Origin of the sequence: Paraburkholderia youngii (genome assembly GCF_013366925.1) — a bacterium.
Classification (GTDB): Bacteria; Pseudomonadota; Gammaproteobacteria; order Burkholderiales; family Burkholderiaceae; genus Paraburkholderia; species Paraburkholderia youngii.
In genome coordinates, this window is the sequence record NZ_JAALDK010000001.1 from 6,001,249 (window position 1) to 6,025,301 (window position 24,053).

The 24,053-nt window shown below is 64.9% G+C and carries 21 protein-coding genes; 13 read left to right on the forward strand and 8 right to left on the reverse strand.

The window, feature by feature from the left end:
* Positions 1-455 precede the first annotated feature (455 nt).
* The 6 genes from G5S42_RS27320 to G5S42_RS27345 are packed head-to-tail and all read left to right on the forward strand — an operon-like array spanning position 456 to position 5,737.
* Positions 456-1,181: a c-type cytochrome gene (locus tag G5S42_RS27320; protein ID WP_176109596.1), complete on the forward strand. Its 726-nt coding sequence runs from the start codon at positions 456-458 to the stop codon at positions 1,179-1,181.
* Positions 1,178-2,518 carry a c-type cytochrome gene (locus tag G5S42_RS27325; protein ID WP_176109597.1) on the forward strand — a complete coding sequence of 447 codons (1,341 nt, stop codon included), beginning with the start codon at positions 1,178-1,180 and terminating at the stop codon, positions 2,516-2,518. The genes G5S42_RS27320 and G5S42_RS27325 overlap by 4 nt, the downstream gene beginning before the upstream one ends.
* Positions 2,519-2,570: 52 nt before the next feature.
* On the forward strand, positions 2,571-2,747 hold the full coding sequence (locus G5S42_RS27330; protein WP_176109598.1) for a hypothetical protein: 177 nt from the start codon (positions 2,571-2,573) through the stop codon (positions 2,745-2,747).
* Between the two features lie 2 nt (positions 2,748-2,749).
* The gene (locus tag G5S42_RS27335; protein WP_176109599.1) at positions 2,750-3,322 is read left to right on the forward strand and encodes a cupredoxin domain-containing protein; all 573 of its coding nucleotides are present in this window, start codon (positions 2,750-2,752) and stop codon (positions 3,320-3,322) included.
* On the forward strand, positions 3,309-4,934 hold the full coding sequence (locus G5S42_RS27340; protein WP_176109600.1) for a b(o/a)3-type cytochrome-c oxidase subunit 1: 1,626 nt from the start codon (positions 3,309-3,311) through the stop codon (positions 4,932-4,934). The genes G5S42_RS27335 and G5S42_RS27340 overlap by 14 nt, the downstream gene beginning before the upstream one ends.
* Positions 4,931-5,737 (forward strand): c-type cytochrome, encoded by an 807-nt coding sequence (locus G5S42_RS27345; RefSeq protein WP_176109601.1) that lies wholly within the window; start codon positions 4,931-4,933, stop codon positions 5,735-5,737. Before G5S42_RS27340 ends, G5S42_RS27345 begins: the two co-directional genes overlap by 4 nt.
* Positions 5,738-5,774: 37 nt before the next feature.
* On the opposite strand, the gene G5S42_RS27350 is transcribed toward G5S42_RS27345, so the two are convergent.
* Positions 5,775-7,421: a methyl-accepting chemotaxis protein gene (locus G5S42_RS27350; RefSeq protein ID WP_176109602.1), complete on the reverse strand. Its 1,647-nt coding sequence runs from the start codon at positions 7,419-7,421 to the stop codon at positions 5,775-5,777.
* A 261-nt stretch (positions 7,422-7,682) separates the two neighbouring features.
* On the opposite strand from G5S42_RS27350, the gene G5S42_RS27355 reads away from it, so the two are divergent.
* On the forward strand, positions 7,683-8,483 hold the full coding sequence (locus tag G5S42_RS27355; RefSeq protein WP_176109603.1) for a bestrophin-like domain: 801 nt from the start codon (positions 7,683-7,685) through the stop codon (positions 8,481-8,483).
* 145 nt (positions 8,484-8,628) lie between these two features.
* Here G5S42_RS27355 and G5S42_RS27360 read toward each other — a convergent pair whose 3' ends face one another.
* A complete protein-coding gene (locus tag G5S42_RS27360) occupies positions 8,629-9,171 on the reverse strand; it encodes a single-stranded DNA-binding protein (RefSeq protein WP_176109604.1) in 543 nt (180 codons plus the stop codon).
* A 146-nt stretch (positions 9,172-9,317) separates the two neighbouring features.
* Entirely contained in the window at positions 9,318-10,505 is a 1,188-nt protein-coding gene (locus G5S42_RS27365; RefSeq protein ID WP_176109605.1) for an MFS transporter, read from the reverse strand.
* Between the two features lie 309 nt (positions 10,506-10,814).
* On the opposite strand from G5S42_RS27365, the gene uvrA reads away from it, so the two are divergent.
* The 3 genes from uvrA (at position 10,815) to G5S42_RS27380 (ending at position 16,304) form a co-directional block, all read left to right on the forward strand.
* On the forward strand, positions 10,815-13,688 hold the full coding sequence (gene uvrA / locus G5S42_RS27370) for an excinuclease ABC subunit UvrA (RefSeq protein ID WP_176109606.1): 2,874 nt from the start codon (positions 10,815-10,817) through the stop codon (positions 13,686-13,688).
* Positions 13,689-13,723: 35 nt separating this feature from the next.
* Positions 13,724-14,809, forward strand: coding sequence for an AI-2E family transporter (locus G5S42_RS27375; RefSeq protein ID WP_176109607.1), 1,086 nt, complete (start codon positions 13,724-13,726; stop codon positions 14,807-14,809).
* 268 nt (positions 14,810-15,077) lie between these two features.
* A complete protein-coding gene (locus tag G5S42_RS27380) occupies positions 15,078-16,304 on the forward strand; it encodes a PepSY-associated TM helix domain-containing protein (protein ID WP_176109608.1) in 1,227 nt (408 codons plus the stop codon).
* 58 nt (positions 16,305-16,362) lie between these two features.
* Here the strand turns inward: G5S42_RS27380 and purU are convergent, their stop codons facing one another.
* From purU to G5S42_RS27405, 5 genes are all read right to left on the reverse strand, one after another.
* Positions 16,363-17,232 carry a formyltetrahydrofolate deformylase gene (gene purU / locus G5S42_RS27385; protein WP_176109609.1) on the reverse strand — a complete coding sequence of 290 codons (870 nt, stop codon included), beginning with the start codon at positions 17,230-17,232 and terminating at the stop codon, positions 16,363-16,365.
* Between the two features lie 81 nt (positions 17,233-17,313).
* The gene (locus G5S42_RS27390; protein WP_176109610.1) at positions 17,314-18,195 is read right to left on the reverse strand and encodes an NUDIX hydrolase; all 882 of its coding nucleotides are present in this window, start codon (positions 18,193-18,195) and stop codon (positions 17,314-17,316) included.
* 71 nt (positions 18,196-18,266) lie between these two features.
* Positions 18,267-18,881 (reverse strand): LysE family translocator, encoded by a 615-nt coding sequence (locus G5S42_RS27395; RefSeq protein ID WP_176109611.1) that lies wholly within the window; start codon positions 18,879-18,881, stop codon positions 18,267-18,269.
* A 159-nt stretch (positions 18,882-19,040) separates the two neighbouring features.
* Positions 19,041-19,607, reverse strand: a complete 567-nt coding sequence (locus tag G5S42_RS27400; RefSeq protein WP_176109612.1) for an adenine phosphoribosyltransferase — start codon at positions 19,605-19,607, stop codon at positions 19,041-19,043.
* Between the two features lie 81 nt (positions 19,608-19,688).
* Positions 19,689-21,686, reverse strand: coding sequence for a monovalent cation:proton antiporter family protein (locus G5S42_RS27405; protein WP_176110651.1), 1,998 nt, complete (start codon positions 21,684-21,686; stop codon positions 19,689-19,691).
* Between the two features lie 205 nt (positions 21,687-21,891).
* Between G5S42_RS27405 and kdsD the strand changes: the two genes are divergently transcribed.
* The 3 genes from kdsD to lptC are packed head-to-tail and all read left to right on the forward strand — an operon-like array spanning position 21,892 to position 24,019.
* On the forward strand, positions 21,892-22,875 hold the full coding sequence (gene kdsD, locus G5S42_RS27410; protein WP_176109613.1) for an arabinose 5-phosphate isomerase KdsD: 984 nt from the start codon (positions 21,892-21,894) through the stop codon (positions 22,873-22,875).
* The gene (locus tag G5S42_RS27415; RefSeq protein WP_176109614.1) at positions 22,875-23,435 is read left to right on the forward strand and encodes a KdsC family phosphatase; all 561 of its coding nucleotides are present in this window, start codon (positions 22,875-22,877) and stop codon (positions 23,433-23,435) included. Before kdsD ends, G5S42_RS27415 begins: the two co-directional genes overlap by 1 nt.
* Positions 23,432-24,019: an LPS export ABC transporter periplasmic protein LptC gene (gene lptC / locus G5S42_RS27420; RefSeq protein ID WP_152851817.1), complete on the forward strand. Its 588-nt coding sequence runs from the start codon at positions 23,432-23,434 to the stop codon at positions 24,017-24,019. The genes G5S42_RS27415 and lptC overlap by 4 nt, the downstream gene beginning before the upstream one ends.
* Positions 24,020-24,053: the final 34 nt, after the last annotated feature.

Consider the following 24,053-nt stretch of genomic DNA (forward strand, 5'->3'; position numbering starts at 1 on the left):
AATCGCATCAACCTGATGCATTGACATCGATAAGCCGAGGCGCAACAAATCCACCGCGCCAAGCCGTACATCCAAGCCGGTCCGCATTATCGGAACGCCCGTTTACCTTCGTATTCTCTATTGACGCATCCAGCAAATTGTTGCACGCTGCTACTGGATATCACGCGCTTTTCAGCGCCTCACGCGTCGCTCATTGGAGCCCGAAAGCCGCCGTCCCAGGCGCATTCCAGCGCGGATCATTGTCGCAGATCAAAGTTTTGGCCGGACAATTGCATCATCATGGCGCTTCTGTAGTTCGCGTTCCCGAACAAGCCCGTTCCGAATAGCGGTTAATAGCAAGTCAATTAAAAGCAGCTAGTCCCGAGATGCGCCGTTTCCGGATCCATGAGTCAATCCGCACACCCGCGCCGGGTATATAAATCGAGCGATAAGAACGTTCCAAAACGAGGCCCGGTGTGTATCGCAAAACTATCGGCTCTGCGGTCCTGTTCGTGCTGTGCGCGCTTCAAGCGCTATGGAGCGGCGCGGCGTTAGCGGCCACCGACGCGTCCGGCGCGATGCCGCCATCGATGGACCAGCGCATACGCGCTTGCACGTCGTGTCACGGCGAGCAGGGCCAGGGACGCAAAAACGACTACTTCCCGCGCATCGCCGGCAAGCCGGCCGAGTACCTGTTCAACCAGCTGATCGCGTTTCGCGACGGCGGCCGCACCTATCCGCCGATGGGCTATCTGCTCGCGTTCCTGCCCGACGACTACCTGCGCCAGATCAGCGAGTACTTCGCGGCCCTGCAGCCGCCCTATCCCGAATCCGAGCGCGCCGCCCTGTCGCCGAAGCTGCTTGCCGCCGGTGAAAAGCTCGTGACGCATGGCGACCCGGCGCGCGGCATACCGGCGTGCATCGCCTGTCACGGCGCCCGCATGACCGGCACGCAGCCGGGCATTCCGGGCCTGCTCGGCTTGCACGCGAGCTATATCGCCGGACAGATGGGTACGTGGCGCTCAGGCACCCGCCACGCGCTCGCGCCGGACTGCATGCGCACGATCGCGCTCAAGCTGAACGACAACGACATCGCCGCGGTATCGAACTGGCTCGCGCGCCAGCCGCGTCCCGCCGATCCCCGGCCCGCACCGGCATCCGCCGAGCGGCTGCCCCTCGCTTGCGGGAGCCAACCGCAATGAAGCCGACACTCCGCCCGCCCGGTTGGCTGCGCCCGGCAAGCATGGCTAGCGTCCTTGCAACCGGCAGCTTCGCGCTCGCGTTGCTGGTCCATGGACCGCTCACGACGCCGGCGCATGCCGCGACCGCCGCGCCCCAAGGCGCGGAAGCAACTGCCAAGGCTGGAACCAGTCCCGACACTCGCCCTGAGATCGTAAGACGCGGCGAATACCTCGCGCGCGCGGGCGACTGCATCGCGTGCCACACCGCGCCGCGGGGCCGGCTGTTCGCCGGCGGGCTCGCGATGGAAACGCCGTTCGGCACGCTGTACTCGCCGAACATCACGCCGGACCCGCAGTACGGCATCGGCACGTGGAGCGAGGAAGCGTTCTTCAAGATGATGCGCACCGGCCGCAAGCCGGACGGCGCGCCGATCTATCCGGCAATGCCGGTCGCCCAGTACACGAAGGTCACGCGCGAGGACTCGGACGCGATCTTCGCGTTCCTGAAGACCGTCGAGCCGGTGCGTCAGCCGAATCACCCGCACACGCTGCGCTTCCCGTTCAATCAGCGCGATCTGCTGTACGGCTGGCGCACGCTGTATTTCCACGAGGGTGAGTTCAAGCCCGACCCGACCAAATCGGTCGAATGGAATCGTGGCGCGTATCTGGTCGAGGGGCTCGGGCACTGCACGATGTGCCACACGCGCATCAACATGCTGGGCGGTTCGTCGCCGCGCGAGCAGTTCGCGGGCGGGCTGATTCCGGTGCAGAACTGGTACGCGCCGTCGCTCACTTCGGACAAGGACGGCGGCCTCGGCGACTGGAGCATCCAGGACATCGTCGATCTGCTGCAGGCGGGCATCTCCAATCGCGGCGCAGTCTACGGCCCGATGGCCGAGGTCACCTATCACAGCCTGCAGCATCTGAGCGAGGAAGACATCCGCGCGATGGCCGTCTATCTGAAGTCGCTGCCCGACCAGGGCGGCCGCAAGACCGGTCCGAGCGCGACGCCGAACCCGAAGGTGTTCGCGCTCGGCAAGCAGATCTATGCGGACAAGTGCGCGATCTGCCACGGCGACAACGGCGAAGGACAGCTGCCGCACTACCCGCCGCTCGCGGGCAACCAGTCGATCGAAATGGACTCGGCCGTCAATCCGATCCGCATCGTGCTGAACGGCGGTTTCCCGCCGGGCACCAAACGCAATCCGCAGCCGTTCGGCATGCCGCCGTTCGGCCAGGAGCTGAACGACGCCGAAGCGGCCGCCGTCGTCACGTTCATCCGCACCGCGTGGGGCAATCACGGGCTGCCGGTGACGGCCCGCGAGGTCAACGAGCTGCGCAAGGCACCGCTGCATTGAGTTGCCGTCCCGAAAGGGCCACACCGAAGCGCCGCATAGGAGAACCATCGACATGAAAGCGAACGACCCGCCCAGCGCCGCTGCGCCGACCGACGGCGAAGTCGAACACGTCGTCGCGTCCGGTCCGCGCGGCGCGATCGCGCTGGCCGGCGTCGCCGCCGTCATCGTGATGCTGATCTGGTTCGCCTTCTACTTTTTCGCGTTTCTGCCGCGCGGCATCATCCACTGACCATGTCGACCGACTCCTCTCATCAACCCGGTAGCGGCCATGCGGTCGCATTGCGCGCCGAGCGGCGCTGGGCGATCTTCGCGGTCGCGCTGATCGTGCTGATGCTCGCCGTGATCGTGTTCGTGGGCGTGCATTGGTCGATGATGCCGCCGTCGCGCGTCGAGACGATCGATCCGTCGCGCCTGCAGCTATCCGGCGAATTCGCCGAAGACAATCTCGGCAGCGCGGTGCAGCCGGACGGCTCGGTGATCGTGCGCTTCGTCGCGCAGCAGTACTCGTTCACGCCGCAATGTCTGCTGGTGCCCGCCGATACGCCGATCACGATCCGCACCACCAGCGCCGACGTCGTGCACGGCCTGCTCGTCACCGACACCAATATCAACACGATGGTCGTGCCCGGCTACGTCGCGACGCTGAACACGCAGTTCGACCATCCCGCCGATCACGCGATGCCGTGCCACGAATTCTGCGGCTTCGGCCATCAGACCATGTGGGCGCACGTGAAGGTGATCGACAAAGCCGCCTTCTTCGAGCAGGCACGACAATCACGGAGACTGAGCTGTGTTCCACGCTAAGCGACTCGTACTCGCGCATTTCTGGCTCGCCTTCATCACGTTCGCGATCGCGCTATGCCTCGGCGCATGGCAGATGCTGGTGCGCAGTCCCCTGTTGCCGTGGATCGGCGATCCTGAGCTGTACTACCGTTCGGTCACCGCGCACGGCACCGTGATGGCCTACGTGATGCCGACGCTGGTCGCGATGGCCTTCGGCTACGCGATCGTCGAACTCTCGCTCGGGCAGCGCCTCGTCGGCCTCAAATGGGCGTGGGCCGCGCTCATCATGCTGCTGGTCGGCGCGGTGATGGCGATGGTGCCGGTCGCGCTCGGCCGCGCCTCGGTGCTCTACACGTTCTATCCGCCGATGGTCGGCAGTCCGTTCTACTACCTCGGCGTCGTGCTCGTAGTGGTCGGCTCGTGGATCTGGGTCGCGCTGATGCATGTGAACCTGCGCATCTGGAAGCGTGCGAACCCGGGCAAGCCCGTGCCGCTCGCGATGTTCGCGAACGTCGCGGGCGCGTACCTGTGGGCCTGGACCGCGGTCGGCGCGGCGCTCGAGATCCTGTTCCAGATCCTGCCGGTCGCACTAGGCTTCGCCCATACGATCGACGCCGGCCTCGCGCGCGTGCTGTTCTCGTGGACGCTGCACGCGATCGTCTACTTCTGGCTGTTTCCGGCTTACATCGCGTTCTACACGCTGGTGCCACGCTCGATCGGCGGACGGCTCTACAGCGACTCGATGGCGCGGGTGTCGTTCATCCTGTTCCTCGTGTTCGCGATGCCGATCGGCATCCATCACCTGTTCGTCGATCCGCAGGTCGGCGCTGGCTTCAAGTTCGTGCACGCGGTGTTCACCGGCATGGTGTCGGTGCCGACGCTGCTGACCGTGTTCACGATCTGCGCGTCGGTGGAAATCGCCGGCCGGCTGCGCGGCGGCAGGGGCGCGCTCGGCTGGCTGACCGCGTTGCCGTGGAGCAACCCGATCATGCTGGCGGTCGCGTTCTCGTTCGTGATGCTCGGCTTCGGCGGCGCGGGCGGCCTCATCAACATGAGCTATCAGCTGAACTCGACCGTGCACAACACGCAGTGGGTGACCGGCCACTTCCACCTGATTTTCGGCGGCGCGATCGTCATCATGTACTTCGTGATTGCGTACGAACTGTGGCCGCAACTGACCGGCCGCGCGATCGTGTCGGTGAAACTGATGCGTACGCAATTGTGGCTGTGGTTCATCGGCATGATGGTGGTCACGATACCGTGGCATTGGGTCGGCCTGCTCGGCGCGCCGCGCCGCATGGCCTATTACGACTACGCGATGCCCGGCGTGCAGGGACAGGGCGTGTGGGTCGTCATGTCGGCGGTGGGCGGCCTGATCCTGCTGGTGTCCGGCCTGCAGTTCGTCTATATCCTCGCGAAATCGCAGTTCGGCCCCGTGGAAGAACCGCCGGCGTTCCGCTTCGCGGTCGCGGCGCACCCGGTCGAGCGCGTGCCGGTCGCGCTCAACAGCTTCGGCCTGTGGGTCGCGCTGATGATCGGGCTCACGGTCGTCAACTACAGCTTCCCGATCGTCCAGTTGCTCAGACTGCCGCAGACTTCGGTGCCGGCAGTCGTCGTCGGAGCTCCGCGATGAATGAAGAACGCCTGTTCACCTTGCGCAATCCGTGGTTCGTGTGGAGCGTCGGCGGCACGGTTGCGATCGCGATCGTCGCGATCCTGATCGGCTTCGTATGGCTGCCGTCGGCTAGCAGCGCATTCGGCGACCTCAGCCTGTGGGCGAGGATTTGCGGCGCCGCCGGCGTGCCGTCGAGCTGGTACAGCGGCAACGAGAAGAGCCAGGTGCCGAGCGACGTCGTCGTATTGCCGCCTTCGGGCGCGAACCACCCGTTGGCGGATTCGATCGGCCGCGGCGCGACGCTTGCTAATCAGCACTGCTCGATGTGCCACGGCGTGCTCGCTACCGTGCAGGTCACCGCGCCGCCGCTAGCCGGACAGTACGCCGACGCGATCTACAAGGAACTGCGCGACTTTCAGAGCGGCCAGCGGCCAAGCGCGGTGATGCAGGAGATCATCGCGGGACGCAGCGACCAGGATCTGCACGATCTGGCCGCCTACTACGCGTCGCTCCCACTCGCTCCAGCGGCCGAGAAAACCCGGGCCGGCGAAGGACCCGATCCGATTGCTGTCAGGCTCGTGATGCAGGGCGATCCGCAACGCAATATCGCGCCGTGCGCGGCGTGTCATGGACAGCTAGACCGCAAAGGCGCGGCACCGTGGCTCGGCGGACTGGCGGCGGCCTATCTGACCGCGCAGTTGCAAGCGTTCGCTTCGGGCGCTCGGCACAACGACATCAACGAGCAGATGCGCCATGTCGCGCGGCAGATGACGCCCGAGGAAATGGACGCCGTGTCGAGGTATTACGCGGCCATGCAGTAGTGGGAAGCTGCGCGGTGACGCAGCGCAACGGCTCGCGTCACGCCGCCACAAACTCGCTATCCAGGCTCCGCGCGCCGACACCGCCCGCGCGCTTCGTGCCCGGCGCCGCAACACCGCCGCGCGGCTCGCTGCCGGTCCGGAACACCGCCACCGCCGCCGACAGGCGCCGTGCCTGATCTTCCAGCGAACTCGCCGCCGCGGCCGCCTGCTCGACGAGCGCCGCGTTCTGCTGGGTGACCTCGTCCATCTGACCGACCGCGCGATTGACCTGATCGATGCCGGTGCTCTGTTCGAGCGCTGCCGCCGCAATCTCGTTCATGATCGAACTGACGCGCGCGATTGCGCCGACGATGTCGTTCATCGTCGTGCCCGAGCGTTCGACGAGCTGCGAGCCCTGCTCCACGCGCGCGGTCGACGCATCGATCAAGCCCTTGATCTCCTTGGCCGCCGCCGCGCTGCGCTGGGCGAGCGAGCGCACTTCGCTCGCGACGACCGCGAAGCCGCGTCCCTGCTCGCCGGCGCGCGCCGCCTCGACCGCGGCGTTCAGCGCGAGGATGTTGGTCTGGAACGCGATCCCCTCGATCACACCGACGATATCGGCGATCCGCCGCGAATCGTCGACGATGCCGTGCATCGTGCCGACCACCTGCTCGGTCAACTCGCCGCCCTGCGCGGCCAGCGTCGAGGCGCCCTGCGCGAGCGTGCTCGCCTGCTTCGCGTTGTCGGCCGTCTGCTTGACCGTCGAGGTCAGCTCTTCGATGCTGGCGGCCGTTTCCTCGAGCGCCGCGGCCTGCTCCTCGGTACGTTGCGACAGATCGGCATTGCCCGCTGCGATCTCGGTGACACCGGTATCGATCGATTCGGTGCCTTGACGAACCGCGTTGACGGTCGCGATCAGCGACTCCTGCATCTTGCGCAGCGCGGCCGCGAGACGACCCATTTCGTTGCCACCGAGCACTTCGACGCGGCCGCTCAGGTCGCCGTTGGCGATGCGCTGGAACTGCGCGATCGTCGCATCGACCGGCGCGACGATCGCGCGCACGAGCACGAAGCGGGCGAGCAAGCCGCCGACCAGCGACAGCGCAATGCCGATCGCCACCGCGGTGCAGATCGCGTAGAACAGCTCCTGCGCATCCTGATAGCGCTGTGCGCCATGATCGAGCTGCAACTGCTCGAGCGCGAGCATGGCCTTCTCGTACGCGCTGTACAGCGACGGCAGCTTATGCGCCTGCAATTGCTGGAAGGCGTTGGTGTCGGTCGACTTCAGCGCGGCGAGCGTCGGATCGACGCCATCGCGCAGAAACGCGTCGCGCTTTTGCTGCATGTCGGCGATCAGATGCTGCTCATCGGCATCCGTGCCCGCATGGCTCAAATAGTGGGCAAGCCGCTCGTCGGAGGCTTTGCGGTACTGATCGAAGCGCTTGAGCACCGCGCTCGCGCCGTCCTGGTCGTTAAGCGCGACGAGCGACGCGTAGGTCGCAAGCGCCAGACGCAGGCGCAGCAACTGGCCGGAGCTGCCTTCGAGGTCCGCGACGGCGGGCGTGTCGACCGTGTACATCTGCTGCAGCGACGCGTTCGACGAGCGCAGCGACAACAATCCCGCAGCCGCGCCGAGCAGCAGCACGATGCCGAAGAACACGATCATCAGAGTGAGGCTGGTGCGAATCGACAGCTTTTTCAACATCGGACTGGTCTCCTTGGGCTGCCCGGCCGATGGTTCCGTATCGTTGACGATAGCTGCATGGCCACGCAGGCTGCGCCCACGCCGTTCGGCCCGGTCCGCAACTTGTCTGAAAATTAAGCAAACAGCACATTGAGGACAACGGCGTATCGGTCGAAAACTTTATGGTTGATCGCTCGCCCCGCTTGCGTTACATCAATGGAGTCTCAAAGCCGGTTTGCTGCGGCCCTTTTGTCGAAGCCCCTTCCCGCCCGGAGCGCGCCCATGTCGGAAATCGGTTCGGCCGTACTCGTGTTCGCGCTGCTGCTGATCGCCACCGGCCTCGGCGTCGGGGTGCGGCCGCTGCTGCCGGAGGAGCACAAGGCGCACGAGACCGTACAGCTCGTGCAGCTCGTGATCGGCATGCTGGTGACGTTCGCCGCGCTGGTGCTGGGTTTGATGACGGCATCGGCGAAATCGAGCTTCGATACGGCGTCGAACGATATGCGCACCTATGCGGCCGAGCTGATCGAATTCGACACGACGCTGCGTGAGCTCGGCAGCGCGGCCGACGAGTCGCGGCGCCTGTTGCGCCAGTACACAGCGGCGGCGATCGCGTCGACGTGGCCGCGCGAGCCCGCGCCGAGCGGCGACTACCCGCGCGATCTCGGTTCACCCGACAATTCGCAGCAACTCGAAAACGTTCGTCTGGGCGACATGCTGACCACGGTGGGGAGGCAATTGCGACAACTGCGCACGCAGGATGCGTTGCAGCAACGCGCGCTCGATGACGCGTTGATTCAGTACCGACGCGTCATCGACGCGCGCTGGAAGATCATCGAGGAAGCGCACAGCTCGATTTCGCAGCCGTTCTTCTGGACGCTGACGTTCTGGCTAGGCGTGATCTTTCTGAGCTTCGGGTTGATCGCGCCGCGCAATGCGTTGGCGCTGGTGACGATCACGCTGGGAGCGGTGTCGATTGCTTCGGCGGTTTATGTGATCGTCGATCTGGATACGCCGTTCACCGGGCCGATCGTGATTTCGAGTCTGCCGTTGCGGGACACGTTGGAGCATTTGAGCAGGTGACGTTCGGCGGGCAGGCAGGCTCCGTGCGCGCGTGTAACGTAAAAAATGCCGGCAAACAGAAGGCCCGCTTTCTTCACAAAAAGCGGGCCTTTCTCGTTGTGTCGATCAGCGGGACGCTGGTCGGGTCGGCATTGAGCCGGAACGATCAGAACGGGATATCGTCGTCCATCTCGTCGAAGCCGCCGCCAGCCGGCGCGCTCGGACGGCTCGCGCCGCCACCGCCACCGCCACCGCCACTGCCGCCACGCGAGCCGCCGCCCGACGACATGCCGCGACCACCACCGCCGCCGCTGCGCTCCGACGGCTCGCCACGGCTATAACCGCCTTCGTCGCCGCCACCCATCGAAGCGCCGCCTCGGCCGCCGAGCATTTGCATTTGTTCCGCGACGATCTCGGTCGAGTAACGATCGGTGCCGTCCTGGGCTTGCCACTTGCGCGTGCGGATGCGCCCTTCAAGGTACACCGACGAGCCCTTCTTCAGATATTCCGCCACGATTTCCGCCAGGCGGCCGAAGAACGCGACGCGGTGCCACTCGGTGGCTTCCTTCATCTCGCCCGACGCTTTGTCCTTGTAGCGGTCCGTCGTCGCAAGGCGGATGTTCGCCACTGCGTCGCCGCTCGGAAGATAACGGACTTCCGGATCGGCGCCGAGGTTGCCGACCAGAATGACCTTGTTCACGGATGCCATGAATTTCTCCTGTTGATTCCTGTTGCAGGCGGCGCGGCACTACGCGGTTCGCGTCTCATGGCCGGCGGGCCCGAGACCAGAAGAGCGCCTCTGCCCGCCGCCGGGTGAGTTCTGGATGATTCGGGAAGTGCCCCGAGTACGCTGCGTTATGCCTTGCGCGGCGGCTGTTTCATCTTTGCGGCGATTATAAGCCAGCAAAATACCAGCCCGGAGCAGGCGAAGAAAACCGCGCTCTGGCCGTTCATCTTCAGCAGCCAGCCGCCGACCAACCCGCCCAGCGCAAGACCGATCGACTGCGTGGTGTTGTACACGCCGGCCGCGGCTCCCTTGCGGGTACCGGGCGCGAGCTTCGACACCAGCGAAGGCTGCGACGCTTCGAGAATATTGAAGCCGAGAAAGTACACGAACAGGATCGCCGCCACACTCAGAATCGTATGCGGAGCAACGCCCAATAACAACTGGCCGATCAGGATAAGGGCGATCGCCGACAACAGTACGATCTTCATCTTGCCGCGCTTCTCGGCGGCGATGATCGCCGGCACCATCATCACGAACGACAGCCCCATTACCGGCAGATACACCTTCCAGTGCGATGCGACCGGCAGCCCGCCTGCTTCGAGAATGCGCGGCACGACGAGGAACAGCGCGGTTTGCGTCGCGTGCAGCACGAGCACGCCGAAATTCAAGCGCAGCAGCTCGACGTTGTGCAGCACTTCGGCGAACGGCGCGCGCACGTGCACCGGCTTCGGCGCATCGGGCACGACCCACAGCACCACACCAATCGCGAGGATCGCGAATACGCCGACCAGCGTGAAGAGCCCGCTCATGCCGAGCCAGTGGAACACGATCGGCGCGCCAACGATCGCGACCGCGAACGACACGCCGATGCTGCCGCCGACCATCGCCATCGCCTTCGTGCGATGTTCCTCCGCGGTCAGATCGGCGATGAACGCGATCACCGCCGACGACACCGCCCCCATCCCCTGAATCACCCGGCCGACGATGATCCACGTCATGTCGTGCGCGCCCGCCGCTACGAAGCTGCCGATCGCGAAGATCAGCAGGCCCGTCGCGATCACCGGCTTGCGCCCGACCTTGTCGGAGATCCAGCCGTAGAAGATGTAGAGCATCGACTGCGTGACGCCGTACGCGCCGAGCGCGATGCCCACGAGCAGCACGTTCTCGCCACCGGGGATGGTCTTCGCGTAGATCGAGAACACCGGCATGATCATGAAGAGACCCAGCATGCGCAGCGCGAAGATGGCGGCAAGCGACACGGTCGCGCGCAATTCGGGCGCGCTCATGCGTGTGGAGATGGCGGACGGATTGGACATCGAAGCGTTGTTTGAATGAACCGGGCGGCGAGCCCGTGGGGACAGCCTTGAGCGCCGGCACAGTGGAGCAGGACGAACAGGCGGGCGGCTAGCCTCGGCATATCGGCAGGTCCGCGCCGAAGAGACATCGCAATGCGCAAAGCCCGTGCCCTACCGTCCTCGCCGACGCTCGCGGCATCTTGTACTCACGGAAAACGGCCCCAGCTACGCCTCTTTCCCGCTGTCAGCACGCCGTAACGGCGGTCTGGAAAAGTCGTTATAGTAGCAGGTTTGGCCTCTTTCCCTTTCCGCAGTTCATGGAATAAATCCGTGGAACAAATCCGTATTCGTGGGGCTCGCACCCACAACCTGAAGAACGTCAATCTCGACCTACCGCGTCACAAGCTCGTCGTTATCACGGGGCTTTCGGGCTCCGGCAAATCGTCGCTGGCGTTCGATACGCTGTATGCGGAAGGACAGCGGCGCTACGTCGAAAGTCTGTCCGCCTATGCACGGCAGTTCCTGCAACTGATGGAAAAGCCCGACGTCGACCTGATCGAAGGGTTGTCGCCGGCTATCTCGATCGAACAGAAGGCGACCTCGCACAATCCGCGTTCGACGGTCGGCACCGTCACCGAAATCCACGATTATCTGCGTCTGCTGTTCGCGCGCGTCGGCACACCCTACTGCCCCGATCACGAGATTCCGCTCGAAGCGCAAAGCGTGTCTCAGATGGTCGACGCGGCGCTCGCACTGCCTGAAGAAACGCGCGTGATGATCCTCGCGCCAGTCGTCAGCGATCGCAAGGGCGAGCACACGGATCTGTTCGAGGACATGCAGGCGCAAGGCTTCGTGCGCTTTCGCGTGCGCTCGGGAGGCGGCACCGCCAACGAAGGCACCGCGAAAATCTACGAAGTCGACTCGCTGCCGAAGCTGAAGAAAAACGACAAGCACACAATCGACGTCGTGATCGACCGTCTGCGCGTACGTCCCGACATGAAGCAGCGTCTCGCCGAATCGTTCGAAACGGCGCTGCGTCTCGCCGACGGCCGCGCGATCGCGCTCGAAATGGATACGGACAAGGAGCACCTGTTCAGCTCGAAGTTCGCCTGCCCGATCTGCTCGTATTCGCTGCAGGAACTCGAGCCGCGGCTGTTCTCGTTCAACAACCCGATGGGTGCGTGCCCCGAATGCGACGGCCTCGGCCAGATCACGTTCTTCGATCCGAAACGGGTGGTCGCGCATCCGTCGCTGTCGCTGGCGGCGGGCGCGGTGAAGGGCTGGGACCGGCGCAACCAGTTCTATTTCCAGATGCTGCAGAGCCTCGCGGCGTTCTACGACTTCGACATCGACACCGCGTTCGAGGACCTGCCGGAGAAAGTCCGCAAGATCCTGCTGTACGGTTCGGGCAAGCAGGAGATTCCGTTCTCGTACATCAACGAGCGCGGCCGCACGTCGGTGCGCGAGCACGTGTTCGAAGGGATCATCCCGAATCTGGAGCGGCGCTACCGCGAAACCGATTCGTCCGCGGTACGCGAAGAACTCGCCAAGTATCAGAACAACCAGCCGTGCCCGGCGTGCGCTGGCACGCGGTTGCGTCGCGAGGCGCGCTTCGTGCGCATCGGCGCCGACAGCGACGCGCGCGGCATCTTCGAGATCAGCGGCTGGCCGTTGCGCGATGCGCTCGGCTACTTCCAGACGCTGCGCCTCGAGGGCTCGAAGCGCGAGATCGCCGACAAGGTCGTGAAGGAAATCGTCGCGCGTCTGATGTTCCTGAACAACGTCGGGCTCGATTACCTGTCGCTCGAACGCAGCGCGGAAACGCTGTCGGGCGGCGAAGCGCAGCGCATTCGCCTCGCCTCGCAAATCGGCTCGGGGCTGACCGGCGTAATGTACGTGCTCGACGAACCGTCGATCGGCCTGCATCAGCGCGACAACGACCGCCTGATCTCGACGCTCAAGCATCTGCGCGATCTCGGCAACTCGGTGATCGTCGTCGAGCACGACGAGGACATGATCCGCATGGCCGACTACGTGGTCGACATGGGCCCGGGCGCCGGCGAACACGGCGGCATGGTGATCGCAGAGGGCACGCCCAAAGAGATACAGAAGAACGCGGCGTCGCTGACGGGCCAGTACATGTCGGGCGCGCGCACGATCGAATACCCGGACGAGCGCAAGGAACCCGACGAGCGGCATCTGCGCATCGTCGAGGCGCACGGCAACAATCTGCACAACGTGACGCTCGATCTGCCGGTAGGTTTGCTGACCTGCGTGACCGGCGTGTCCGGTTCGGGCAAGTCGACGCTGATCAACGACACACTGTACCAGGCGGTCGCGCATCATCTGTACGGCTCGGCCACGGAGCCGGCGCCGTACGAGTCGATCGAGGGCCTCGAACATTTCGACAAGGTGATCAACGTCGACCAGTCGCCGATCGGGCGCACGCCGCGCTCGAATCCGGCGACCTACACTGGCCTGTTCACGCCGATCCGCGAGCTGTTCGCGGGCGTGCCGGCCGCCAAGGAGCGCGGCTACGATCCGGGCCGCTTCTCGTTCAACGTGAAGGGCGGGCGCTGCGAATCGTGCCAGGGCGACGGTGTGCTGAAGGTCGAAATGCACTTCCTGCCCGATGTGTACGTGCCGTGCGACGTGTGCCACGGCAAGCGCTACAACCGCGAAACACTCGACATCCAGTACAAAGGCAGCAACATCAGCGAAGTGCTCGACATGACGGTCGAGCACGCGTATGAGTTCTTCAAGGCCGTGCCGGTCGTCGCGCGCAAGCTGAAAACCTTGCTGGACGTGGGTCTAGGCTATATCCGCCTGGGTCAGTCGGCGACCACGCTATCGGGCGGCGAGGCGCAGCGTGTGAAACTATCGCTGGAACTGAGCAAGCGCGATACCGGTCGCACGCTATACATCCTTGACGAACCGACCACCGGCCTGCACTTTCACGATATCGCGCTGTTGCTGGAAGTCATACACCGGTTACGTGACCAGGGTAATACCGTCGTGATCATCGAACATAATCTCGATGTAATCAAAACTGCGGACTGGGTCATCGATCTTGGCCCCGAAGGCGGCGCCGGCGGCGGGCAGATCATCGCCCAGGGCACGCCTGAGCAGATCGCGAAGTCGAAGGCCAGTTTTACCGGACAATATCTGGCGCCGCTGCTCAAGCGCGCCGCCAGCACAAAATAACGCTGCACTATCGAGGTTTGGAGACGGGATAAGCCATGACCAAGCGTAATCAGGCGCGCGAAGAAGATCGGGTGCAGGACCTGCGCCCGCGCCCGGTCAGGCTGACCAGCGACATGAGTCTGCCGAAGCTGTCGGCGGTCGAGATCGGCAGCTACGTCGTGATGCTGTTCGGCATGTGGGCGGTCATCGAACTGAAGCTGCTCGGCGCGCTGCTCGCCGGGCTGCTGGTGTTTCAGCTCGTGCAAATGATCGCGCCGCGCATCGAGCGCCACATGTCGAGCAGGCGGGCACGCTGGCTCGCGGTGGTGCTCCTGTCGACGGTGATCGTCGGCGCGCTGACGGGGCTCACGCTCGGCATCATCTCGCATTTCGAGAACGACGTGCCCAGCGTGCAGGCGCTGCTCGATCAGGCCATGCAACTGATCGACCAGGCGCGCGGCAGGATTCCGCAGTTCGTCGCGAACTATCTGCCGGTCGACACCGAACAGATGAAGACGAAGGCCGCGGAACTGATGCACACGCACGCGAACATGCTGCAGCAAAGCGGCACGACCGCCGCGCGCGCGTTCACTCACGTGCTGATCGGCATGATCATCGGCGCGATCATCGCGGTCGGCGCGCAGAAGCATATGCAGCGGCTGCCGCTGTCCACGGCGTTTGTCACGCGCGTCACGCGTTTTGCCGAAGCGTTTCGCCGCATCGTGTTCGCGCAGGTGAAGATTTCCGCGCTCAACGCGGTATTCACAGCGATCTTCCTGCTCGTGATCCTGCCGACCTTCCACGACCGGCTGCCGCTGTCAAAAACGCTCGTGCTCGTCACGTTCATCGTGGGTCTGCTGCCGGTGATCGGCAATCTGATCTCGAACACGATCATCGTCGCGGTCGCGCTGTCGGTCAGTTTTCCGGCGGCGATCATGTCGCTCGTGTTCCTGATCCTGATTCACAAGCTCGAGTACTTCCTGAACGCGCGGATCGTCGGCGGGCAAATCGAGGCGCGCGCGTGGGAACTGCTGATCGCGATGCTGGTGATGGAAGCAGCGTTCGGTATCGCCGGGGTCATTGCGGCACCGATTTTTTATGCGTACATCAAGCGTGAGCTGATTTATTTGCGGTTGGTGTGAGCGGGGCTGGGTTGGCCTTCAAAGTCAGCGCTCACTAGCGCTCATCGGCCTGCACGCCCGGCAGTCCACGCAGGCGACGGAAGCGAAAGCGGCACTTCGGCGCCGCTTTTTTTTATGCTTCCCGCGACGCGGCACCGTCGCCTGCTGCTGACAGAAAACTTGCAGCCGAACGCGCCGCCCCCTAAGATGCGAACAATTCCTATTTACGCTCAGTCCGCATCGTGACGTTTCAGCTGATTTCCCGCCCGCGATTCCGCCCGGCTCGCGCATGAGACGCCAGCTTGTCCGCCTGCACCGCTGGTTCGGCGTCGCGACTGCACTGTTTCTGTTCGTCGCGGGACTTACCGGTGCGATCATCGCGTGGGAGCACCCGCTGGATGCCGCGCTGAATCCGTCGTTCTACCTGGCTCGCACGGCTGGGCCGACGCTGCCCGGCCTCGAACTGGCGAATCGCGTCGAAGCCGCCGATCCGCGTCTTCGGGTGACCTATTTACCGCTCGAGGTCGAACCGGGTCACGCGCTGCAAATGATGGTGCTGCCGCGCACGGACCCGGCGACGAAGCAGCCCTATCCGCTCGACTTCAACCAGATCGCCGTCGATCCCGTGACCGGCGAGATCCAGGGACGCCGCGAATGGGGCGCCGTGTCGCTCGCGCGGCTGAACCTGATTCCGTTCATCTACAAGCTGCACTACACGCTGCAGCTGCCGTTCACCGGCGGCGTTGACATCGGCACGTGGTTGATGGGGATCGTCGGCATCGTGTGGCTGTTCGATAGCGTGATTGCACTGTGCCTGTCGTTTCCGAGCCTGAGGGCCTGGCGCAAGTCGTTCGCGTTCCGCCTGAAACGCGGCGGCTATGCGCTGACGTTCGATCTGCACCGCTCCGGAGGAATATGGATCTGGGGCCTGCTGGCAATCGTCGCGCTGACGTCGATTTCGATGAATCTGTCGTCGCAGGTGGTGCGGCCGATCGTGTCACGCCTGTCGACATTGACGCCCGATCCGTTCAGCAACCCCGAAATCCTGCGCGCACCGCAACCGGGCGATCAGGTGCTGAGCCGCGAGCGCATCGTCGAACTCGCCGGGCAAGCCGGCAAGGAAATGCATGTCGCCGCGCCACCGGGCGGGCTCTACTACGCCGAATTCATGCATGCGTATGGCGTCGGCTTCTACACGGCCGGCAACGACCACGGCGACGCCGGACTCGGCAACCCGTGGATGTATTGGGACGCCGCCACCGGCCAGCGGCTCGCCACGCGGATTCCCGGTCAGGGCACGGCCGGCGATATCTTCCTGCAGATGCAGTATCCGCTGCACTCGGGGCGCATTCTCGGACTCGGCGGGCGGATTCTGATCAGCGCGGCGGGGGTAGCGGTGGCCGTGCTGAGCGTCACGGGCCTGCTGATCTGGCTGAAGAAGCTGAGCGCGCGACGCCGTTCCGCGCAAAACGCGAATCTCGGGAAAAGCACGGGCGGCGCGGCAGCGCGTTCGTAACGCAAGCGGGGAAAGGACCGCGCCGACCTCGAGCGGCGCGGTGTTAGCGGTGCAATTTTTAGCGGAACACCACCGTCTTGCTGCCGTTCAGCACGACACGATGCTCGACGTGCCACTTCACCGCACGCGCGAGCGTCACGCACTCGACGTCGCGACCGATCGCCGTCAGTTGTTCCGGTGTCATGCTGTGGTCCACGCGCTCGACTTCCTGCTCGATGATCGGACCTTCGTCGAGATCGGTCGTCACATAGTGAGCCGTCGCGCCGATCAGCTTCACGCCGCGGTCGAACGCCTGGTAGTACGGCTTCGCGCCCTTGAAGCTCGGCAGGAACGAGTGATGGATGTTGATCGCGCGCCCGGCGAGCGCCTCGCACAGGTTCGGCGACAGAATCTGCATGTAGCGCGCGAGCACCACGAGGTCAGCCTGATGCTCGCTGATCACTTCGAGCACGCGCGCTTCCTGCGCGGTTTTCGCTTCCGGCGTGCCGCCGAGCAGCGGGAAGTGATGGAACGGGATGTCGTAACTCGCGGCGAGCTGGTAGAACTCCTTGTGGTTCGAGATGATCGCCGGGATGTCGATGTTCAGCTGACCGGTGCGGTAGCGAAACAGCAGATCGTTCAGGCAGTGGCCGATCTTCGACACCATGATCACGACGCGCGGCTTCACGTTCGCGTCGTGCAACTCCCAGCTCATGCCGAACTGCTCGGCGAGTGCCACGAACGACGCGCGCAGCGCGTCGAGGCCCGGATCGCCGCCCACCTGTTGAAAATGCACGCGCATGAAGAACTCGCCGGTGCGGCTGTCCCCGAACTGCGCGGAGTCGAGAATATTGCTGCCGCGCTCGAACAGAAAGCCCGACACGGCGTGAACGATGCCGGGCCGGTCGGCGCACGACAGTTTGAGGATAAAGCTGTGATCGGTCGACATGACCTCGGTGACTCCCTTCTTCAATGCGTGGTTTGTTTCAGTGGTACTGGCTGCGGGGCGGGCCTGACCGATGAGCCTCGGTTAGCCCAGCGGCGGCGGCGCGAACAGCGCGTCGATGCCCTCGCACGCGTCCTCGTCGATCCAGCGGCGGCGCAGCAGGCAATCGAGCGTCGCGAGGCTGGCGTCGACGGTTAGCGCGCCTTCCTCGATCCAGCGCGCGACTTCATCGATGCGCGCGAGCCGGTGTTCGCCCACTTCGCCGTCCTGGTTGCGCGGCGCGAAGTCCGCGGGCAGCGCGAGGTCGTAGATGAAGATCTGCTCGGCCTGTGTGCCTTCCGGCAGCGATTGCAGCACGTGCGCGGTGCGGCCCGCGACCGCTCCCGCCGCGATCTCCGCTGGAATGCCCGCTTCTTCCCAGCACTCCTTGACGATCGTTTCGGCGATACCGAAGCCCCAGCCGATCCCGCCCGCGACGACATTGTCGAGCATGCCGGGGTCGGTGGCCTTCGTGTCGCTGCGGCGCGCGATCCACAATTGCGGCGCGCCGCCAAAGGGCGCACCGCCAAAGGGCGCTCCGCCATCCGCATATTCTACGACGCCGTTCAGATGCACCGCGTAGGTCATCGTGCCGAAGAAGCGCGACGCCGCGCGCTCGATATACGCGAGCGGCGGCGCGTCGAACGCATTGCGGATCGCGTAGGTCTCGTTGCGCCAGCCGGGGATGCGCCCATCGGCGGCGAGCGCGCCGATCACGGAAGCGAGCGCCGCGCTGCGCAGATGGACGGTATCGAAGGTGGCGGAGAGCGTCACGCCGTCGTTCGCGATCTCAAACACGTCGGGCCAGCGCGCGAGCAGCGGCACGTCGCGCTCGCGAATCCAGCCGACCTGTTCGGCGCAGATCAGAAACGGCCGATGCGCGGTCGCGTCGAAGCGGCGCGCGGCGGTGATGCAAGGCAAAGTCATCGAAAACTCCAAACTGTCCGCCGTCGTGGCGAACCTGGCAAAGCGGAAGCGGACGGGTTGCGTGACGCGCGTCAGTCGCGCAGTGCGACGCGAATCCCGATCGCGATGAACGTCGCGCCGGCCACGCGATCGAGCCACAGGCCGACACGCGGCCGCCGTCTGAGCCAGCTGCCGATGATCCCCGCGCACACGCCGAACAGCGAAAACACTACGACGGTCTGCAGCATGAACAGCGCGCCGAGCTCGAGCATCTGCACGGTCACGCTCTGCGCGCCGCCGGGCTGCACGAACTGCGGCAGAAACACGACGAAGAACAGCGTGACCTTCGGATTCATCAGATTGCCGAGCACGCTCTGGCGAAAGACAGCCGAAAGCGGCTGCGGCGCACGCTCGTGCGCGGTCGCGAGCCCCTGACTGCGCAGCGCCTTGATACCGATCCACACCAGATACGCGGCGCCGGCGAGCTTGATCGCTTCGAACGCGAGCGGCGACGAACGCAGCAGCGCGGCGACGCCGAGCGCCGCGAGCGTCGTATGAAACGTGATGCCGGCGGCAAAGCCGAGCGCGGCGACGAGGCCGGCCGCGCGGCCCTGCGAGATGCCGCGCGCGAGCACCTGCAGATTGTCCGGGCCGGGCGCCACGGTGATCGCAATCGAAGTGGCGAGAAACAGCAGGAAATTGGGCATCGTGGTGGTCTTCTGGGTTGGGCGGCTGGTGAGCCCTGGCGGTGAGCCATGTCGTTGAACCCGGTTGGCCTTGTGCAGCCAACGGAGCCTGTGCGACTTTAACTGCTGGTACGGCGAGAAACCCGACCGTCACGGCGCACGCCGTAACGGCCTCCGGGTTCAGTGACCGCCGAAACTCGTCACTGTATAGAGCGCAAGACCGCCCTCGCACAGCAGCTTCGAACCGCCCAGGTCCGGCAGATCGACGATCGCCGCGCCTTCCACGACGACCGCGCCGAGCCGCTCGAGCAGCAGCTTGCCGGCCATCATCGTGCCGCCGGTCGCGATCAGGTCGTCGATGATCACGACGCGATCGCCCGGCTCGCACGCATCCTCGTGAATCTCGACTGTCGCGGTGCCGTATTCCAGTTCATACGATTGCGAGATCCGCTTGTACGGCAGCTTGCCCGCCTTGCGAATCGGGATGAAGCCGACACTCAGCTCGTGCGCGACGATCGGCCCGATGATGAAGCCGCGCGCATCGAGCCCGGCGATGTAATCGAGCTTCGCATCGATATAGCGCTGCACGAACAGGTCGATCAGCACGCGCAGCGACTTCGGCTCGCGCAGGAGCGGCGTGATGTCGCGGAACTGCACGCCCGGCTGCGGCCAGTCGGGCACCGTGCGAATGTGACTTCTGATGTACTCGGCCGCATCGAGCGGCGCGCTCGCGAGCGCGTTGGACATGATGTCTCCGGAGGGACCTCGACAGGTCCGGTGAAATGCTTGAATTAGCGTCGCCCGCCAGAACGGGCCAGGTTCACGGGTTCAGGCCGCGGCGGCGCGGCGGTGCTTCGACAGCCGCTCCTCGGCCTGCGCCAGTTGCTCGGGCAGACCGCGCAGCACCACGATGTCGCTCGCGCGCAGTTTCGTCGACGGGTCCGGTTCGACGCCGCGGATGCCGTGCCGGCGGATCGCTGTCACTTCGACACCGAGTTCGTACAGGCCCACCTCGGCGAGCGTACGGCCCACCGCGTCGGCGCTCTCGTCGACCGGCACCGATTGTAGCCGCACCTGCTCGTGGCCGTCGTCGTCGTCGATGTCGTCGGCGCCGTGGAAATAGCCGCGCAACAGCGAGTAGCGTTCGTCGCGCATCTCCTCGACGCGCCGCACCACGCGGCGCATCGGCACGCCCATCACGACGAGCGTGTGCGACGCGAGCATCAGGCTGCCCTCTACGATCTCCGGAATCACCTCGGTCGCCCCGGCGGCGAGCAGTTTCTCCAGATCGGCGTCGTCGACGGTACGCACGATGACCGGCAGCGTCGGCTCCATCTCGTGAATGTTGTGCAGCACGCGCATTGCCGACGGCGTGTTCGCGTAGGTGATCGCGATCGCGCCCGCGCGATGCAGGCCCGCGGCGAGCAGCGACTCGCGCCGCCCCGCGTCGCCGAACACGACCGATTCACCGGCCGCCGCGGCCGCCGCGACGCGGTCGGGATCGAGGTCAAGCGCGACATACGAGAGCCCTTCATGCTCGAGCATGCGCGCGAGGTTCTGCCCGGCGCGCCCATAGCCGCAGATGATCACGTGGCCGCTCTGCTTCAGGCTCTGGGTCGCGATGCGTGTCATCTGCAACGACTGCATCATCCATTCGGTCGACGACAGCCGCAGCACGACGCGGTCCGCGTTCTGGATCATGAACGGCGCGGCGAGCATCGACAGCAGCATCGCGGCGAGAATCGTCTGCAACAGCGTCGCGTCGACCAGATGCCGGTCGAGGATCAGGTTCAGCAGCACGAAGCCGAACTCGCCCGCCTGCGCGAGACCGATACCGGTGCGCATCGCGACGCCCGGCGTCGCGCCGAAAAGCCGCGCGAGGCCGGTAATCATGACCATCTTCAGCAGCACCGGGCCGACGAAAAACGCCAGCACGACGAGGGGATGCTCCCAGATCACGCGCGGATTGAGCAGCATGCCGGTAGTCACGAAGAAGAGCCCGAGCAGCACGTCGCGAAACGGCTTGATGTCCTCTTCCACCTGATGCCGGTACGGCGTCTCGGCGATCAGCATGCCGGCAATGAACGCGCCGAGCGCGAGTGACAGCCCGAATTTGTCGGTGATGAACGCGGCGCCGAGCGTCACCAGCAGCAGATTGAGGATGAACAGCTCCTGCGAGCGGCGCCGCGCGACCACGTTGAACCAGCGCGTCATGAAGCGCTGGCCGACGATCAGCAGCAGCGCGAGGGCCACGACGATCTTGATCGCCGCGATGCCGAGCGCGCTGGCCAGATTCTCCGAGCGGCCGCCGAGCGCCGAAATGATGATCAAAAGCGGCACCACCGCGAGATCCTGGAACAGCAGCACGCCGAAGATATTGCGGCCGTGCTCGGTTTCGATCTCGAGCCGCTCCGCCAGCATCTTGCTGACGATCGCGGTCGACGACATCGCCAGCGCGCCGCCCAGCGCGACGCACGCCTGCCACGTGATATGCACCCAGCGCTCCAGCACGAAGCCGAGCGACACCGCTACCCCGACTGTGCCGATCACCTGCAGCAAGCCGAGTCCGAACACGAGCCGGCGCATCGTGCGCAACTTGGCCAGCGAAAACTCCAGCCCGATCGAGAACATCAGGAACACGACGCCGAATTCCGCGAGATTCTGCGCGCCCGCCGAATCGGGAATCAGCCCGAACGCATGCGGCCCGACGACGATGCCGACCGTCAGATAGCCGAGCATCGGCGGGAGATTCAGGAAACGAAAGATCACCACGCCCGCCACCGATGCCAGCAGCAGAAACAGCGTCATTTCGAGCGGGGAAATCATCGGCAAAAACGCATGGGTGAAGCGTCCTCGTTCGTCAGCGGAACCGCGCACGAGAACGCCGTGCGACATAATGGATTGGGCCGGAAAAAAGCTGCTAAAGAGCTGCAAAGCAGCTGCAAATGAGACTATCGACAGGCCGACGAAGACAGCGGCCCGGCACAGCAGGCCCGGCGCGGCGAACAGGCGCCTTTGCTATACTCCGCGCATGATAGCGAAAATCAATGGCGACAGGGCACTCACGCTTGCTCGCGACGTACTCGACATCGAAGCGGACGCCGTGCGCGCGCTTCGCGACCAGCTCGACGGCAGTTTTGTCGGCGCGGTCGATTTCATCCTGGGTTGCCGTGGGCGCGTGGTCGTCTCCGGCATCGGCAAATCCGGTCACATAGCCCGCAAGCTGGCGGCCACGCTGGCAAGCACCGGCACACCCGCGTTCTTCGTGCATCCGGCGGAAGCCAGTCACGGCGACCTCGGCATGGTCACCGCCGACGACGTCTTCCTCGCGCTGTCCAATTCTGGCGAAACCGAAGAGTTGATGGCAATCCTGCCGCTCATCAAGCGGATCGGCGCGAAGCTGATCGCGATGACGGGCCGCCCCGGCTCCAGCCTCGCGCAACTCGCGGACGTGCATCTGAATTCCGGCGTCGCGAAGGAAGCCTGTCCGATGAATCTCGCGCCCACCGCCAGCACCACCGCCGCGCTCGCGCTCGGCGACGCGCTGGCGGTCGCGGTGCTCGACGCGCGCGGCTTCGGCCGCGACGACTTCGCGCGCTCGCATCCGGGCGGCGCGCTCGGCCGACGCCTGCTTACCTATGTGCGCGACGTCATGCGCACCGGCGACCAGTTGCCGCAGGTCACACCCGACGCGACCGTCAGCGATGCCCTCTTCCAACTGACCGCAAAACGCATGGGCATGACCTCGGTCGTCGACCACGAAGGCCGTGTGACGGGCATCTTCACGGATGGCGACCTGCGCCGAGTGCTCGAACGCGACGGCGATTTTCGCCAGTTGCCGATCGGTTCGGTGATGACCGCGGGCCCGCGCACGATCGGGCCGGATCAACTCGCGGTCGAAGCCGTGGAACTGATGGAGCGCTATCGCATCAATCAGATGCTGGTCGTCGACGAATCGGGCAAGCTAATCGGCGCGCTCAACATGCACGACCTGTTTTCGAAGAAGGTGATCTGATGGCCGTTGCTCCTCCTACCGCTACCGAACGCGCAAGCCGCGTGAAGCTGATGATTTTCGACGTCGACGGCGTACTGACCGACGGCGGCCTGCTGTTCACGGCGGAAGGCGACACGATGAAAGGCTTCAACTCGATGGACGGCCACGGCATGAAGCTGCTGCGCCAGGCCGGCATCGAAACGGCCATCATCACCGGGCGCCAGTCCGGCATCGTGGCGGCGCGGGTGAAAGAATTGAACATCACGCACGTCTACCAGGGCGTGCAGGACAAGCCGCAGGCGTTCGCCGACCTGCTGCGGCAAACCGGCCTCACCGCCGAGGAATGCGGCTACATGGGCGACGACTGGGTCGATCTCGCGGTAATGCTGCGCGTCGGCTTCGCGGCTGCGCCGGCCAATTCGCATCCCGAAGTGATCGCGCGTGCGCATTGGGTCAGCGAGGCGCGCGGCGGCCACGGCGCGGCACGCGAAGTGGTCGATACGCTGCTGCGCGCGCAGCACAAATATGAAGCACTGCTTGCGGCGGCGTGCAGCGGCGAGCAACGGGGCCTCGTGGGATGAACCAGTTTCGCCTGACTTCGCTGATCCCGCTCATCGCAATGGCGGCGCTCGCCGGCATCACGTGGTGGCTGCTGCAAGCCACGTTGCCGCGCAAGACCGACAACGAGGTGCGCCCGAAAGAGCACACGCCGGACTACTTCGCGGACAACTTCTCGGTGTCCGAGCTCGACCAGTCGGGCGCGACGCAGTACCGGCTGACCGCGCAGTCGCTGATCCATTACGAGGACGACGAAATGAGCGACCTCGTCAAACCGGCAATGCGCGCGTTCCAGCCCGGCAAGCCGATCGTCACCGCGACCGGCGATACCGGCACGGTCAACGCGGATGCGTCGATCGTCAATCTGTACCAGAACGCCCGCATCCTGCGCGCGCCCGGCGGCGGCGATCCGCAGATGCAGGCTGATTCCGAGCATTTCAGGGTCCTCGTCAACGACGATGTGATCGAGACTGAAAAGCCAGTTAAACTTCAGCGCGGCATGTCGGTGATGACTGCCAGCGGCATGAAATACAACAATGTCACCCGGTTTATGCAATTGTTCGGCAATGTAAGAGGCGCAATCGCCGCGTCCGATTCCGGCCACTAAGCCAACGCATACCGGGTAATCCATTCCAGGCGTG